The sequence below is a fragment of the Anoxybacteroides rupiense genome (genome assembly GCF_014196195.1).
Lineage (GTDB): Bacteria > Bacillota > Bacilli > Bacillales > Anoxybacillaceae > Anoxybacteroides > Anoxybacteroides rupiense.
In genome coordinates this window covers 200,381-214,007 of the sequence record NZ_JACIDF010000005.1, presented here as the reverse complement: position 1 = coordinate 214,007, position 13,627 = coordinate 200,381, and the positions used below count along the sequence as shown (strand labels likewise).

Annotated in this window: 10 protein-coding genes and 3 riboswitches; of the genes, 5 read left to right on the top strand and 5 right to left on the bottom strand. The window is 41.5% G+C overall.

Annotated elements, in window-relative coordinates:
* Positions 1 to 216 precede the first annotated feature (216 nt).
* The 4 genes from GGQ95_RS18605 to metE form a co-directional block, all read right to left on the bottom strand.
* Positions 217 to 1,878 carry a LuxR C-terminal-related transcriptional regulator gene (locus GGQ95_RS18605; protein WP_183186744.1) on the bottom strand — a complete coding sequence of 554 codons (1,662 nt, stop codon included), beginning with the start codon at positions 1,876 to 1,878 and terminating at the stop codon, positions 217 to 219.
* 545 nt (positions 1,879 to 2,423) lie between these two features.
* Positions 2,424 to 3,146: an EAL domain-containing protein gene (locus GGQ95_RS10720; RefSeq protein WP_159719342.1), complete on the bottom strand. Its 723-nt coding sequence runs from the start codon at positions 3,144 to 3,146 to the stop codon at positions 2,424 to 2,426.
* A gap of 693 nt (positions 3,147 to 3,839) precedes the next feature.
* Positions 3,840 to 3,931, bottom strand: a riboswitch (cyclic di-GMP riboswitch).
* Positions 3,932 to 4,424: 493 nt separating this feature from the next.
* The gene (locus GGQ95_RS10715; protein WP_044741750.1) at positions 4,425 to 4,904 is read right to left on the bottom strand and encodes an acyl-CoA thioesterase; all 480 of its coding nucleotides are present in this window, start codon (positions 4,902 to 4,904) and stop codon (positions 4,425 to 4,427) included.
* Positions 4,879 to 7,221 (bottom strand): 5-methyltetrahydropteroyltriglutamate--homocysteine S-methyltransferase, encoded by a 2,343-nt coding sequence (gene metE, locus GGQ95_RS10710; protein ID WP_159719341.1) that lies wholly within the window; start codon positions 7,219 to 7,221, stop codon positions 4,879 to 4,881. The genes GGQ95_RS10715 and metE overlap by 26 nt, the downstream gene beginning before the upstream one ends.
* 302 nt (positions 7,222 to 7,523) lie before the next feature.
* Positions 7,524 to 7,704: riboswitch (cobalamin riboswitch) on the bottom strand.
* Between the two features lie 461 nt (positions 7,705 to 8,165).
* Positions 8,166 to 8,370: riboswitch (cobalamin riboswitch) on the top strand.
* 187 nt (positions 8,371 to 8,557) lie between these two features.
* On the opposite strand from metE, the gene GGQ95_RS10705 reads away from it, so the two are divergent.
* The 5 genes from GGQ95_RS10705 (at position 8,558) to GGQ95_RS10685 (ending at position 13,356) form a co-directional block, all read left to right on the top strand.
* Positions 8,558 to 8,800: a hypothetical protein gene (locus GGQ95_RS10705; RefSeq protein WP_159719340.1), complete on the top strand. Its 243-nt coding sequence runs from the start codon at positions 8,558 to 8,560 to the stop codon at positions 8,798 to 8,800.
* A gap of 23 nt (positions 8,801 to 8,823) precedes the next feature.
* Positions 8,824 to 9,930, top strand: coding sequence for a citrate synthase (gene mmgD, locus GGQ95_RS10700; RefSeq protein WP_159719339.1), 1,107 nt, complete (start codon positions 8,824 to 8,826; stop codon positions 9,928 to 9,930).
* A gap of 96 nt (positions 9,931 to 10,026) precedes the next feature.
* Positions 10,027 to 11,475 carry a bifunctional 2-methylcitrate dehydratase/aconitate hydratase gene (locus tag GGQ95_RS10695; RefSeq protein WP_183186743.1) on the top strand — a complete coding sequence of 483 codons (1,449 nt, stop codon included), beginning with the start codon at positions 10,027 to 10,029 and terminating at the stop codon, positions 11,473 to 11,475.
* Positions 11,476 to 11,568: 93 nt separating this feature from the next.
* The gene (prpB, locus tag GGQ95_RS10690) at positions 11,569 to 12,513 is read left to right on the top strand and encodes a methylisocitrate lyase (RefSeq protein ID WP_183186742.1); all 945 of its coding nucleotides are present in this window, start codon (positions 11,569 to 11,571) and stop codon (positions 12,511 to 12,513) included.
* 624 nt (positions 12,514 to 13,137) lie between these two features.
* Positions 13,138 to 13,356 carry a hypothetical protein gene (locus GGQ95_RS10685; protein WP_044741756.1) on the top strand — a complete coding sequence of 73 codons (219 nt, stop codon included), beginning with the start codon at positions 13,138 to 13,140 and terminating at the stop codon, positions 13,354 to 13,356.
* A 151-nt stretch (positions 13,357 to 13,507) separates the two neighbouring features.
* On the opposite strand, the gene GGQ95_RS10680 is transcribed toward GGQ95_RS10685, so the two are convergent.
* Positions 13,508 to 13,618, bottom strand: coding sequence for a methionine/alanine import family NSS transporter small subunit (locus GGQ95_RS10680; RefSeq protein ID WP_082063435.1), 111 nt, complete (start codon positions 13,616 to 13,618; stop codon positions 13,508 to 13,510).
* Between the last annotated feature and the right edge of the window lie 9 nt (positions 13,619 to 13,627).

Below are 13,627 nucleotides of genomic sequence, written 5' to 3'. Positions count from 1 at the left end.
CTTTTTCCTTTAGAATAGACAGAAGCTGCCAAGCTGCTCCTCTATTTTTCATCCATGAAGAAAAATCGACATTTTTTTGCAATCTATGATCGGACAAATGTCACCTTGGTCTGTTCATTCTAATCACAAAACCGATGCACTTCTTTGCATCGCTACATCATTTCATCAATACATTTACTAAATCCTTTTATAGATACTATATGGTGGCTCTCCATCTTAAAGAATGTTTTTTTCAAAATTTAGCTGATAAACCTTTGCAATGAGTTGGGAGCGATCTTTTACTTCTAATTTTCTAAAAATATTCGTGATGTGATTTTTAACCGTATGTATACTAATATATAGTTGTTCCGCAATATCACGATTGCTTAGCCCTTCTACAACATATTTGAGTACATCCAGCTCTCTTGGCGTTAGCACTTGGGAAAACATCGCTTGATCAACACTTAACGACTTGTCTTCAGAAGATGGGAACAGCTTTTGTAAATGAATGGCCATCATGTTTGTCAGTAAAGCAAGGCAGACTTCCCTCTCTTCTATCTGTTCGGGCTGCGTGACATATATAGCAAACACCCCTTGAACATGCTTGTTAATATAAAATGGACACTCAATGACCATCATCCGCCCCATTTCGATCGAGCGCGGTACCATACAAGCGTGCATTGGCTCATTGTGCAAATAATGCTTCCTTACATATTCAAGGTAATAAGATAAATCGCTTTTTTTGTGTGAAGTTTGAGAATCAGCAATGATTTTTTGTTCATTATACTGCTGAAGGACAATGACACTTTGCTCGCCATCCATTAAGTCAAGCGCGGCATTCACAGCTAGCTGCAGTATTTCATCGCCATGTTCTTTTTCGCTCATCGATGCGCTTAGTTCATTTAGCTTTTTTAAGCCAAGAAAGTGTTGTTTCGTGCATACCAGCTGTTCGTAGGATAAGCATGCTTCCATTAATTTCACAAGCAAATAACCTTTTTCTTTAATTTCTTTAGAAAATCGTATTTTTTCTTTACTTCCGACAAAAATGGCTCCCAATACGATTCCATTTTGCTTAATTGGATAAACAAACAGCGTTTTTAATTCGTTGCGGTCGGCCCAATCGCCAAGTTTAAGCTTCGCTGATATGTTTTCTAAATATAACGGCTCCCCTTCTTGAATCAGGCGGTGGATGATCGGATGATGTATCGTATAAACAGGTTGCAGCCAGCTTTGTTTTTCCTCTTGACTTACGAATTTCTGGATCACAAAACGCTGACGGTTCATACGCTTTGCATAAGCTGTGATATGAATAGATGGGTGGAGCTGTTGAAGCATGCGTAAATATGTTTGGATCGGTATCGATGGAAAAGAATTCGATTTCACAGCACGTTGCAGCAATCTAACCGGCTTGCGATATTCCTGTTTCAGCAGCTCATTTTCGAGTAACTTAGCGCAAACAGAGGCCATTTTTCCCATCATATAGAGCTTGGAACGAATGCTGGACAGTGAATGCGCAGGCGTGTTCGCCGAAAATTTTTTCTGTTTTGTCCCCTCTTCCGCCTCATTAATTTGTGCCTTTCTATTTTGTATAACAAATGGCCCAGCCCAAATTAATGCTTGCGACTGTCCTCCTACAACAACAGGCGCAACCAATCCCTTTATTCCTTGAAATGTTAGATCAATCATGGCCGGAGCGGTCAGCTGCAAATAAGATTTCCATCGTTGCCGCATCACTTGTTTTATTTCTTCCCTCTCAGAAGTAAGCAGGCATTGAGAAAATGGATCGATATTTGAAATAGAGGTTAATGATGTTTGCTGAGAATCGATAATCACCATCGGCAGTCCAACGAGAGAAGCATAGGCTTCTTGAACGCTTTGCAACAATTCATTTACATTCAACCTTACTTTCCTCCCTGTTTTTTTGTTCATACTCCATCGACTTCATAGGACCATAAAAACCCATTCATAAGCTATCTTACCTACACACCTCTCTCTTTGCATGAGAACATTTAACCAATACGCCTACATTTTCATTAAAAAATGGCACACTCGTCAAAACGCTCGTACCTTAAGAAGTAAAAGGATGATTTTCAATTTTGATTTTCCAAGACTCGTATGGCTTCTTTTACCTATAAAACGATCCACAACAAACAATGGGAACATGGATTACGCCATGTTTTTTCTAATTGGACAAACGAGATGATGAATAGTGATGTAACCTAGCGTGTTAAAAGTTGTATGGATGTGAAGTTTGCGTCATTCTCCCCTTCTACCAAATGTGATGAGGGCAAGTTAAAAAAGTGTCTCTGATGGTAGAAAATTTTTGGATCCATTGTCCCGTCTTCAAGATGTATTTTCATTTACATGAACAATCCGTTGCTACATTTGTTACTAAAGCTACATTGTCATGATAAGCCGAAAAGCGCAGACATCTCTCCACACTTTCAAAGCTCTTGCGGCTTAGCTAAATAATACCCTTGACCAAAATAGATGCCTAATGATTGGGCGCATTGCATGTCTTCTTTTGTTTCAATTCCTTCCAATATCATTTTTGTTCCCTCATTAAAAAATTGCATCGTGGATAAGATGGCTCTTTGCTTTTTATGGCTTTTTGCTAAATCCTTTGCAAAATAACGGTCGAGCTTGATTACCTGCGGTTCAATCTCGATCAACGCTTGAAGCGAATATTCTCCTTTTCCTAAATCATCTAACGCCACGACAAATCCTTTTTTCTTTAGTAAATACACATTTTGCAGCATTTCATCTAAGTTTTGAATTCGTTCCGATTCGTTAATTTCCAAAATAATTTGCTGATGAGCAAGTGAAGCTGCCTGCACTAGCTGTTCCAATGTTTCAAGAAACATTGGTGCTGCAACTGTCGAAGGATACACATTCAGCGACAAAAACAAGTCATGTGTATTGGCAGCCTTGATATAAGCTGCAAAACACTTGATAGAATTAGTAATGGAAGCCATATCAAGTTCGTATAAATAACCGTTCTCATGTGCATCATGAAAGAGTAAATCCGGGCTTTTCACAAATGGACAACGCAACAAGCTCTCATATCCAACGATGCTTTGACCAGGCAGATAATAGATCGGTTGGAATGCATTCGTAAATAAATGATCGTCGATAATTCTTTTCACGGATTGTGTAGTTATTGCCACTAGTCTCCCCCTCCATTGCATTCGAACACTGCAATATACAAAAGCACATAGTATAAACATACGGATACAAATATCCTACGGTTTAGATACGAATTTCTCAGCATTCAGGCCGACATCATATAATCCTTCATAGTGAAATAGCGAATCGGTCATAGATAGGGCCAGATTAGAAAATCGGCATAAACAAGACGCTTCTATCGACTATATCAATACAACTTCAAGATGGAACGAATGGTGTCTGTCAGCATCCATAGTCAGAGGCAAGACGGTGACTTGCCTCAGTCACGTTAAAGTGTGACTGAGCGCCGATCAACAAACTTTAGAACAACAGGTATGTTGATTATCCAAAAAAACAATGAACAGTACTGGCTTTCTCGCTTTTCTGCTATAGTCAGCAAGTCTAACGGCATGTCCTTTTCGAACCATCGACACTCGGTGAACCAATTCATTTGTCCACAGGCGGTGTTCATGGCTTGAGGAAAGAAGCAAAAAAGCAACATTAAGCCGTATCATGCTGTTTTTAAACAAAATAATGGATCATCAACACTAGTGTTAGAACATTGACTTTAGACCTATTATGGAAATTAGTCTGAACGAAATAAAACTGCCCTCTATATCGAATTAAAAGAGGGCAGTTTTTACATACTATTCCAGTTAAAAACAAAAACCTTCTTTATTACTTTCATCCATAAGAAGGGCAACTGGCTGGCATGTCTATTTGAACAATAGATTTAGCCCCTTTAGCTTTGCGTCCTACCCTTTCGAGTAGTTTGCCGTTTCTATATTCAGTTTTTCAGAGTAAGATGTATAAAACATACAAGCTTCAACTCTTCTATACTAACACTATTAAACAGAATATACAAATCATGATGCTAAGATTTTGTTGTATTTTGTCATATTAAGTAATATTTTGTCTAAACATGCAAACAATTCAATGATAGCATACATAATATGAAAAGTGAATCGATTTTTTTATTTTCTCCAATTCAAGACAAATCACTCTCTCCCTATATACCCAAAATGAATTATGTAAAACTGAAAGATGTAGTATCTTGAAAAATCTTCAGATTGTAAAAAAGCATCCCCCGTATCTATGCCAATGTTAACATGTCAATAAGATGATTATCCTCATATAGAGGAAAATGATAAATGACAGAAACTGAGATTTATTTCATAAAACAAAAAGATAGAGCCGAAACGAAATCGGCTCTATTTTGTGCATCCAGATGGGATATAAGGCTATAAACGCTTGACTGCTGAACGACACACCTTTTTCACTTACATTTTCCATCTCTGCTTTCTTTTCTTCCTTAACATATACCGTTCCTCCGCATCCCTGTATTGCTGTTTTTCCTCTTCTGTTTCTGGGATCACGGCTGGCACAGAAGTTGGTTTTCCTGATTCATCTAACGCAACAAATGTTAAATAGGCATGAGCTGTTACTCTCCTTTCTCCTGTCAATAAATTTTCCGCCTCTACTTTCACAAATACTTCCATTGATGTTCGATGGGCCCATGTTACATAGGCCTCTAAATAAATGGCTTCTCCTGCCTTGATCGGAGCAAGAAAATCTACAGAATCGCTTGAAGCTGTCACCACTGGCTTCCGGCAATGCCTCATCGCCGCAATACAAGCAATTTTATCAATATATGCCATAACTTTTCCGCCAAAAATAGTATGATGATGGTTCGTATCTGATGGGAGCACTAAATCGGTTAATAGTGTCCGTGACTCACTTGCTCGTTTTGACTGCGTCATAGCGTTTTCCTTCCTCCCATTCTTTTTTCTCTTCCAGCAATCTCGCACGCACCAACTTGGCAGCAGCCACCATATTTTTTAAAGAGGCTACTGTCTCTTGTTCTTTCCGCGTTTTTAGCCCGCAATCGGGATTGACCCAAAATTGTTCCGGGTTCAAGACTTGCAGAGATCTTTCAATCATTTCCGCCATTTCCGCTACAGACGGAACTCGCGGACTATGAATATCATAAACGCCTAATCCAATTCCTTTCGGATATGTTTCTTTTGCAAAAACAGAAATCATTTCACCATGGCTTCTGGATGTTTCAATTGAAATTACATCTGCATCCATTTGATTGATGACAGGCAGATAAGACGAAAAATCACAATAGCACATATGAGTATGAATTTGCGTCTCATCCTTTACAATGGAAGTGGCTACACGAAACATCCGTACAGCCCACTCTAAATATTCCTGCTTCTTTTCTTCTTTTAGAGGAAGTCCCTCAAGCAAAGCGGGCTCATCCACTTGAATGACTGAAATTCCTGATTCCTCTAGTGCTTTGATTTCGTTTCGCAACGCAAGGGCAATTTGCTCCGCTACTTTATGTCGAGGCAGATCATCACGAACAAATGACCAATTTAAAATAGTGACAGGACCTGTGAGCATTCCTTTGACTATTTTTTCTGTTAACGATTGTGCGTATACACTTTCCTTAACCGTCATCGGCTGCAAAAATTCGACATCGCCGTATATAATCGGCGGGCGAACGCAGCGCGAACCATATGATTGCACCCATCCATTTTCAGTAAAGGCAAAACCCCCTAATTTTTCGGCAAAAAATTCGACCATATCGGTTCTTTCAAATTCACCGTGCACCAAAACATCTAATCCTATTTTTTCTTGAATATCGATCCATCTCTTAATTTCCGCTTCAATAAAGCGCTCATATTGCGGCTGGCTCCACTCGCCTTTTTTGAGCTTTTGGCGCGCTTTCCGCACTTCTGCTGTCTGTGGAAAACTGCCAATTGTCGTCGTTGGCAATATTGGAAGCTGGCTTATTTCTTGCTGCTTCTTTTGCCGTACCAAATAGGATGATGCTCTCTCAAGCTGCGCCTTCGTTAGGTTCTCGCACTCCTTGTGCACGTTCGCATTATATCTTGAAGCATCCTTTTTCCATAAATGAAGCGCTTGTTGATTTTGAGCATAATAATGAGCGCGCTTTCCTTCGCCATCGATGAATCGTTCTGTTAAATACACAAGCTCCTCCAGCTTTTCATCAGCAAATGCCAGCATCTGCTGCAAGTTCAAAGGCAATGTTTTTTCGTATGTTGTCGTAACAGGGACATGCAGCAAGCTATTTGATGGCTGCAGCCATAACCGTTCAGATGGGACAGAATGCAAAATTTTTTCCACGAGACGGCTGGCTGCCGACAGGTCGGTCCGCCAAATATTGCGTCCATCAATCACCCCTGCCGCTAGCACTTTATCTTCTGGAAAACCGCTCTTCGATAAATGGCGCAAATTTTTCTCTAGGCCATAAACAAAATCAAGGCCAATCCCGCTAACAGGAAGCTTGATTAGTTCTTCATACCAGTCTACTGCCTCAAAGTATGTCTGCAACATCATCTTTAAGTTAGGAGCAGCTTGAGGCAACCGCTCATAAACAGATACAAATTCCTCCATCTCTTTTTTGGTTAAGGAAGTAGCAAGAATGGGTTCATCAATCTGTATCCATTTTACCCCCTCGCGCTCCAGCTCCTTTAGTATTTGCTCATAAAGCGGAAGCAGCAATGATAGAAAATAGGAAAATTGCTTTTCATCATAGCCTTTGGAAAGCTTCATAAACGTATAAGGTCCGATCAAAACAGGTTTTCCTTCAACTCCTAATTTCTCCTTCGCTTCCCGAAAATCCTTTAATGGTTTGTTTTCTGTTATATGCAGGCGGGAGCTTTGTTCCTTGCTCCATTCTGGAACAATGTAATGATAATTGGTGTTAAACCATTTCGTCATTTCGCATGCTGGTGCTTTTTCATTGCCGCGCGCCATCGCGAAATAAACTGAGAGAGGAACCTCTCCCCCCTGATAATCGAAACGTTCAGGAATGAAACCAAACATAGCCGCTGTATCAAGCATATGATCATAAAGGGTAAAGTCGCCAACCGGCACAAGATCAATCCCTATTTCCCGCTGCTTTTTGATATGGTTTAGCCGAATGGACTGCATCGTGTCCAAAAAAATTTTTTCGTCTATCTCTCCATTCCAGAAAGATTCTAATGCTTTTTTCCACTCTCGTTTTTCCCCAATACGTGGATAGCCAAGATTGCTTGATTTCATTTCCTCACTCTCTCCTATCATTTTATTTTTATCGTTTTTCCACTCTCTACCTGATCTTTAGGCGGGACTTGCCTGATAGGAAATCTATGTTGTCCATTCGATGGCTCGGTTTCCCGTTCATCCTTCCAGCTGAGTTGCTCTTCTCCTCACATCTCCCCGCATTCACCGCGATTTGACGTCATGTTTCTTTTTCCGAATAAAAAAAAAGCATTCCTAACGCTCCAACGGAAGCTAGAAATGCCATAAAAAAGGATTAATCCCTTTGTCCATGATGAACACCTCCCTATCCTCCGTAGGTAAAAGCAGTGTTGTCAGAACAGGCAGGTCTCCTGACTTAAGGATCATTGCTTTCCGCTCGCCTTCCCAATCTTTGATCAGTGGCAGTAAAGCGGAAAGCTCCTCTATTACAGTGGCGGGACCGTGCCGGAATCTCACCGGTCTTCCCTTTTCATCCGCAGGGAGCCTTGGACTGGGCCATTTAGTCTTGACTCACCTTTGGAACCTGTTCCCACATTTATTTTCTTGTTCGCCAAGAAAAAAACGCTTCAAACCTCCATTCTAAGCCTGTCATGAAGTATCAGAAAAATTTTACAATAACCCTATCATTCTTCGAAAAAATTGTCAAGGAGATTAAGTCTTCTGATTCATGGCGCAAATCTAATTTCGACAGAAGTCGATCGCTTTTATTAAGATTAACCATTCAAAAAGAGCATTCCAGTTTCAAAGCGTAACAAGTATCAACCAATAAGCTGTAGACCGTGTTGTTCGAATGCTCAACCGTCGAAATCGGAGCATCACCTTCTCATTTTTCATCCTTAAGTTATATCTAGATAACTTTCATGATCGAACACTGTCGGAAGCAGCCCAGGCCACCTGTTAGAAAGTTAAGAATTTTTTTGTTTTCGTCTCAGAAAAAATATGATATAGTGAACTTGAAAATTGAATAACTTTGGTTAGGATCAGGTATCGGTAAGCAAAAGAGCGCTTGACCGGTTTAAAAGGGAAGTTCGGTGCAAATCCGACGCTGTCCCGCAACTGTAAATGGGAGCAACCTGCCAAAACCACTGTTGAATGCTTGACATATCAACGGGAAGGGGCTAGGAAGCGATGAACATAAGCCAGGAGACCTGCCTGATTCGGTCCACACCAAAAACCTACGAGGATAGGGGGTGTTGAGGAAGCGGAAAAAACATATGTTTTTTTGTATATGTTTTTCATAGGGAATCGTATGCGCTTTTTCAGCATCTTCATTTGCGAAGATGCTTTTTTTATTTGCTTCAAGCGCATGTCCATCATTCGAATCGTATTGGAACTTGAGAACGAAAGGACAGACATCATGCACAACACATTCGGAACAAAGCAATATTTTTTGGAAGCGTTTAAGCAAACGGTCATGAACAATTTTACAATACATCCACCCGTTTCTTTAATGGATCTGTACGATCATTATCAATCGGAAATTGCCGTCCGCCTCCCTTTGTCAGAACAGCCATCATGCCGTGCTAATTTGCAGCAAGCATATCAAGAAATACGACAAGAACTTGTTTTCAGCAAGGAGGCGGCAGACGAAAGCAAATGATTTTAAATTAAGGAGGGATCTTTTTGGAATTTCGTCCAGGATTAGAAGAAATCATAGCGGCTGAAACGAAAATTTCATTTCTTGATGTGGAGAATGAAGAAATCGTCATCCGGGGATATGATCTGATCAAGCTTGCAGAAACCAAAACATATACCGAGGCAGCACATCTGCTTATTGAAGGAAAACTACCGTCACAGCCAGAAAAAGAGCGCTTTGAAATGCAGCTTCACACACAAAGAACACTGCCGCAAGAACTGGTGAAAATTTTGAAGCAGCTGCCGCAAACTACCCATCCGATGGATGCACTGCGAACCGGTATTTCCGTTTTAGCCAGCTTTGACCCACATCTCGATGAACGAACAGAAGCAGCTAATAAAGAAAAAGCGATTAAGCTTTTGGCTCAAGTACCTGCCATTATTGCAAGCAGCCATCGCTTGTTGCATAACCAGCCAGTCGTTCCATCGCACCAAGAACTCTCTTACAGCGCCAATTTTCTATATATGCTGACAGGGAAGCAACCAAGCGAGCTGGAAGTGGAAATATTTGACCGTTCGCTCATCGCTTATATTGAGCATGAGCTGCCAAACTCGACATTTACAGCGCGCGTCATTTCCTCCACCCACGCCGATTTGTACGGAGCATTGACAGGGGCTGTGTCATCGTTAAAGGGGCATCTTCATGGAGGAGCCAACGAGGCCGTGATGTATATGCTCAAAGAAGCAGAATCGCCAGAAAAATACAAACAGCTGCTCTATCAAAAGCTAGCCAATAAGGAACGAATTATGGGATTTGGTCATCGCGTATACATGAAAAAGATGGATCCACGAGCCTTGCTTATGAAAAAGGCGCTTCAAGAGCTTAGCGAAGTCCGCGGCGACACGACTCTGCTCGAAATGTGCGAGGCGGGAGAAACAATTATGAGAGAAGAAAAAGGACTCTATCCAAATCTAGATTACTATGCTGCTCCTGTCTATTATTTGCTTGGTATTCCAATTGAGCTTTACACACCGATTTTCTTTAGTGCCCGAACCGCCGGCCTTTGCGCCCACGTGATTGAACAGCATAACAATAACCGGCTATACCGCCCTCGCGTCAAATATGTCGGAGAGCGCCACCTGCAAGTGAACTGAAAAAGCAGATTAAACGCTCACCCGAAGAGGAATTGGGGCCAGCAATTCCTCTTCTTTTTATCATAATATAAATGGAGTCTAGAAAGGAAGAGATTCATGAGTGAAGTTTTAATAAAAAATAATGAAAAACAACAAACAGACGAATTGCTTGTTCAAATTGCGGATTATGTTCTTAACGGAAAAATCGAAAGTCATGAAGCATTCGAAACAGCTCGCTATGTCCTATTGGACACGTTAGGCTGCGGCATTCTTGCACTCCGCTATCCGGAATGCACAAAACTGTTAGGCCCCATTGTGCCAGGGACCGTCGTTCCTAACGGCTGCCGCATTCCCGGAACTTCTTTTGTTCTTGATCCCGTCCAAGGTGCATTTAATATCGGCTGCATGATTCGCTGGCTTGACTATAATGATACATGGCTAGCTGCGGAATGGGGACACCCTTCTGATAATCTCGGGGGCATCTTAGCCGCTGCCGATTACGTAAGCCGCCGCAATATTTCGCAAGCAAAAAAGCCGCTGAACATGAGCGATGTGCTGAAAGCGATGATTCAGGCCCATGAAATTCAAGGAGTGCTTGCACTGGAAAATAGTTTAAATCGCGTAGGATTAGACCATGTACTCTTCGTTAAAGTGGCGTCGACAGCTGTTGTCACCAAGCTTTTCGGCGGGGGACGCGAAGAAATAATCAATGCCCTATCGAATGCTTGGCTCGATAACTCCAGCCTGCGTACATATCGTCACGCCCCAAATACAGGATCGCGAAAATCGTGGGCTGCTGGAGATGCAACAAGTCGAGCTGTTCGTCTTGCACTCATGTCTTTAACAGGTGAAATGGGATATCCAACTGCTCTTTCCGCACCAAATTGGGGATTTGAAGATGTGCTATTCAAAGGGCAAAAGTTGAAGCTTGCTCGTTCTCTTGGATCATATGTAATGGAGAATGTTCTTTTCAAAATTTCTTATCCTGCTGAGTTCCATGCCCAAACAGCAGTCGAGTGCGCCATTGAGCTCCATCCTGAAGTGAAGGATCGCCTGGACGAAATTGAGGAGATTATCATTACAACCCATGAATCAGCCATCCGCATTATTGATAAAACCGGGCCATTGCATAATCCTGCCGATCGCGACCATTGCCTTCAATACATCACAGCGGTCGGTCTTATCTACGGAAATTTAACGGCTGATCACTATGAAGACGAAATCGCGCAAGACCCAAGAATCGATGCCCTTCGCGAGAAAATGACCGTTATCGAAAATAAACAATACAGCCGTGACTATCTTGATCCAGAAAAGCGTTCGATTGCTAACGCCGTACAAATTCGCTTTCAGAATGGCAGCGAAACAAGGCAAATCGTCCGCGAATATCCGATCGGACATCGTTTCCGCCGCCAGGAAGCAATCCCTAAATTATTAGAAAAATACACGAAAAACCTTGAAACACGTTTTCCAAAAAAACAGATTGACCGCATCTTAGACATTTCTCTCGATCAAGACCGGCTCGCAGCTACCCCTGTACATGAATTTGTCGATTTATTTGTCATTTAATCATTTAAAAATACTAAAGCAGGTTTCTCTTGAAGCTAGGAGAAAATGAATGCTTATGCCTTGAAAAATTCATTGGAAAGGGAGGGAGCTCCTTTGGTTTGGATTGTCGAACGTGAATCAACACAACACGAACTTGCCGAACGATTTCGCTATTTAATGAACGCCCCGGAAATTTTGCAAATTCCAGGCGCTCATGACGGAATGGCGGCCCTTATTGCCAGAAAAGTCGGCTTTCAAGCTCTTTATTTATCAGGAGCAGCGTTTACCGCCAGCCGTGGGCTTCCTGATTTAGGCATTATTACTTCAGAAGAAGTGGCACAGCGAGCACGAGAGCTAGTTCGTGCGACCAATTTGCCGTTGCTAGTGGATATTGATACAGGGTTTGGCGGCATTCTTAACACGGCACGCACAGCAAAAGAAATGGTGGAAGCACGTGTGGCTGCCGTGCAAATCGAAGATCAGGAACTGCCAAAAAAATGCGGCCATTTGAATGGTAAGAAGCTCGTTTCTCCAGAAGAGATGGTACAAAAAATTAAAGTGTTGAAGGAAGTAGCCCCTTCACTTGTGGTCGTGGCTCGCACCGATGCGTATGCCGTCGAAGGAATTGAGCAAACGATTGAGCGGACACGCCGATATGCGGAAGCAGGCGCAGATGCCATTTTTCCAGAAGCATTAACAAGCAAAGACGATTTCGCTAAGATGAAACAAGCCATCTCGATTCCGCTGCTCGCAAATATGACAGAATTCGGAAAAACTCCATATTATACTGCTGAAGAATTTGCAGCTCTCGGCTATTCTATGGTCATTTATCCGGTCACTTCGCTTCGGGTTGCTGCAAAAGCGTATGAGCGAGTATATGAAGCGATTTTAACAACCGGCACGCAAAAAAACGAGCTTGACCAGATGCAATCACGCAAAGAATTATATGATGTCATTCATTATTACGATTTTGAAGCTCTCGATCAGACCATTGCAAAAACCGTTCTTCCTGATGATGACTTGTCAAATGAAAGAGAAGCTGATCAACGCTACAAATGAACACATGTTTTCCCTGACTCCATAAGTAAAGGCGCACTCTCCTCATGTTCATCACTGATGAGCATGAGGAGAATAAGTTATAGACAAAGTCAATGCTGACTTTGTCTATTGATGCTTTCAAAACGGTTGACAGATAAGCACCACAGCCGAGTGAGGATGCAAACGGAACAAAAGATGTTTATATGAAGGTCGTTTGTCAACAATCTAGCATTTGCGTTTTAGTCCTGCTTCTTGATCGCTTGTCCTCTCCTATTCCTCTATCTTTTTCCTCTACGATTTAATCAAGGTAATAAAAAGAAGCCCTATGCTGATGACCGGAACGCTAATCTATCTAAATGATAGATTTCTCCGTAGCTAGAATTGCAGCTGGATTTATATGTAAAATAACAAGGAGGTTGATGATCCAGTAAAAACCCATTGACATCGCTTGATTCCTAGCCTTTCTGTCGTAGTCGGCAAGCGAATGGCTCATCAACACTTGTGATAAAATAATATTGAATCTTTTGGCCTTATACAGAACCACCCCAGCATCAAATCGTACGAATAGAAGATGAATCCTTGCCAAGCATTGAAACGTACTGCATACATGAGGGAAAGATAAGAAAAAAACGGAGGTGAAAAAGGATGAAGCCCGACGTTAAAGAAAAAATAAAAAATTGGTTATTAGTGATTATGATTTCAGCACTTGTCGGTTCATTTTTATTGTTCTTTTTAGGCTATTATCGGACAGGGTTAGCTGTTGGAGCCGTGTTTATGTTTCTTTCCCTGTTTTTAGGACAATGGTATTCCGCTAAAAGGGTAGATGATTTATATCATTCCGAATACAAAAGAAACAAAAGATAACGAGCCATTTTCGATCTACTCAACGATATACATCCATAGAAATAATCTCTTCCTTATCTAAAGCTTTTGCTGTCCGCGATCGCTTCTATACAAAGCAAAAAGGACAGAGAGCGTTTTTCTCCCTGTCCTTTAAAACATATATAATGACATTTCAAGCTTTACTTTCTCTTGCTTTTTTTACAGCATGCGTAATGCTTGCTGCAAGTCCTCCCCAAATCACTACAATTCCCACGATCATCATGACTATGGCACTTGTTTCCATGTATTGAAA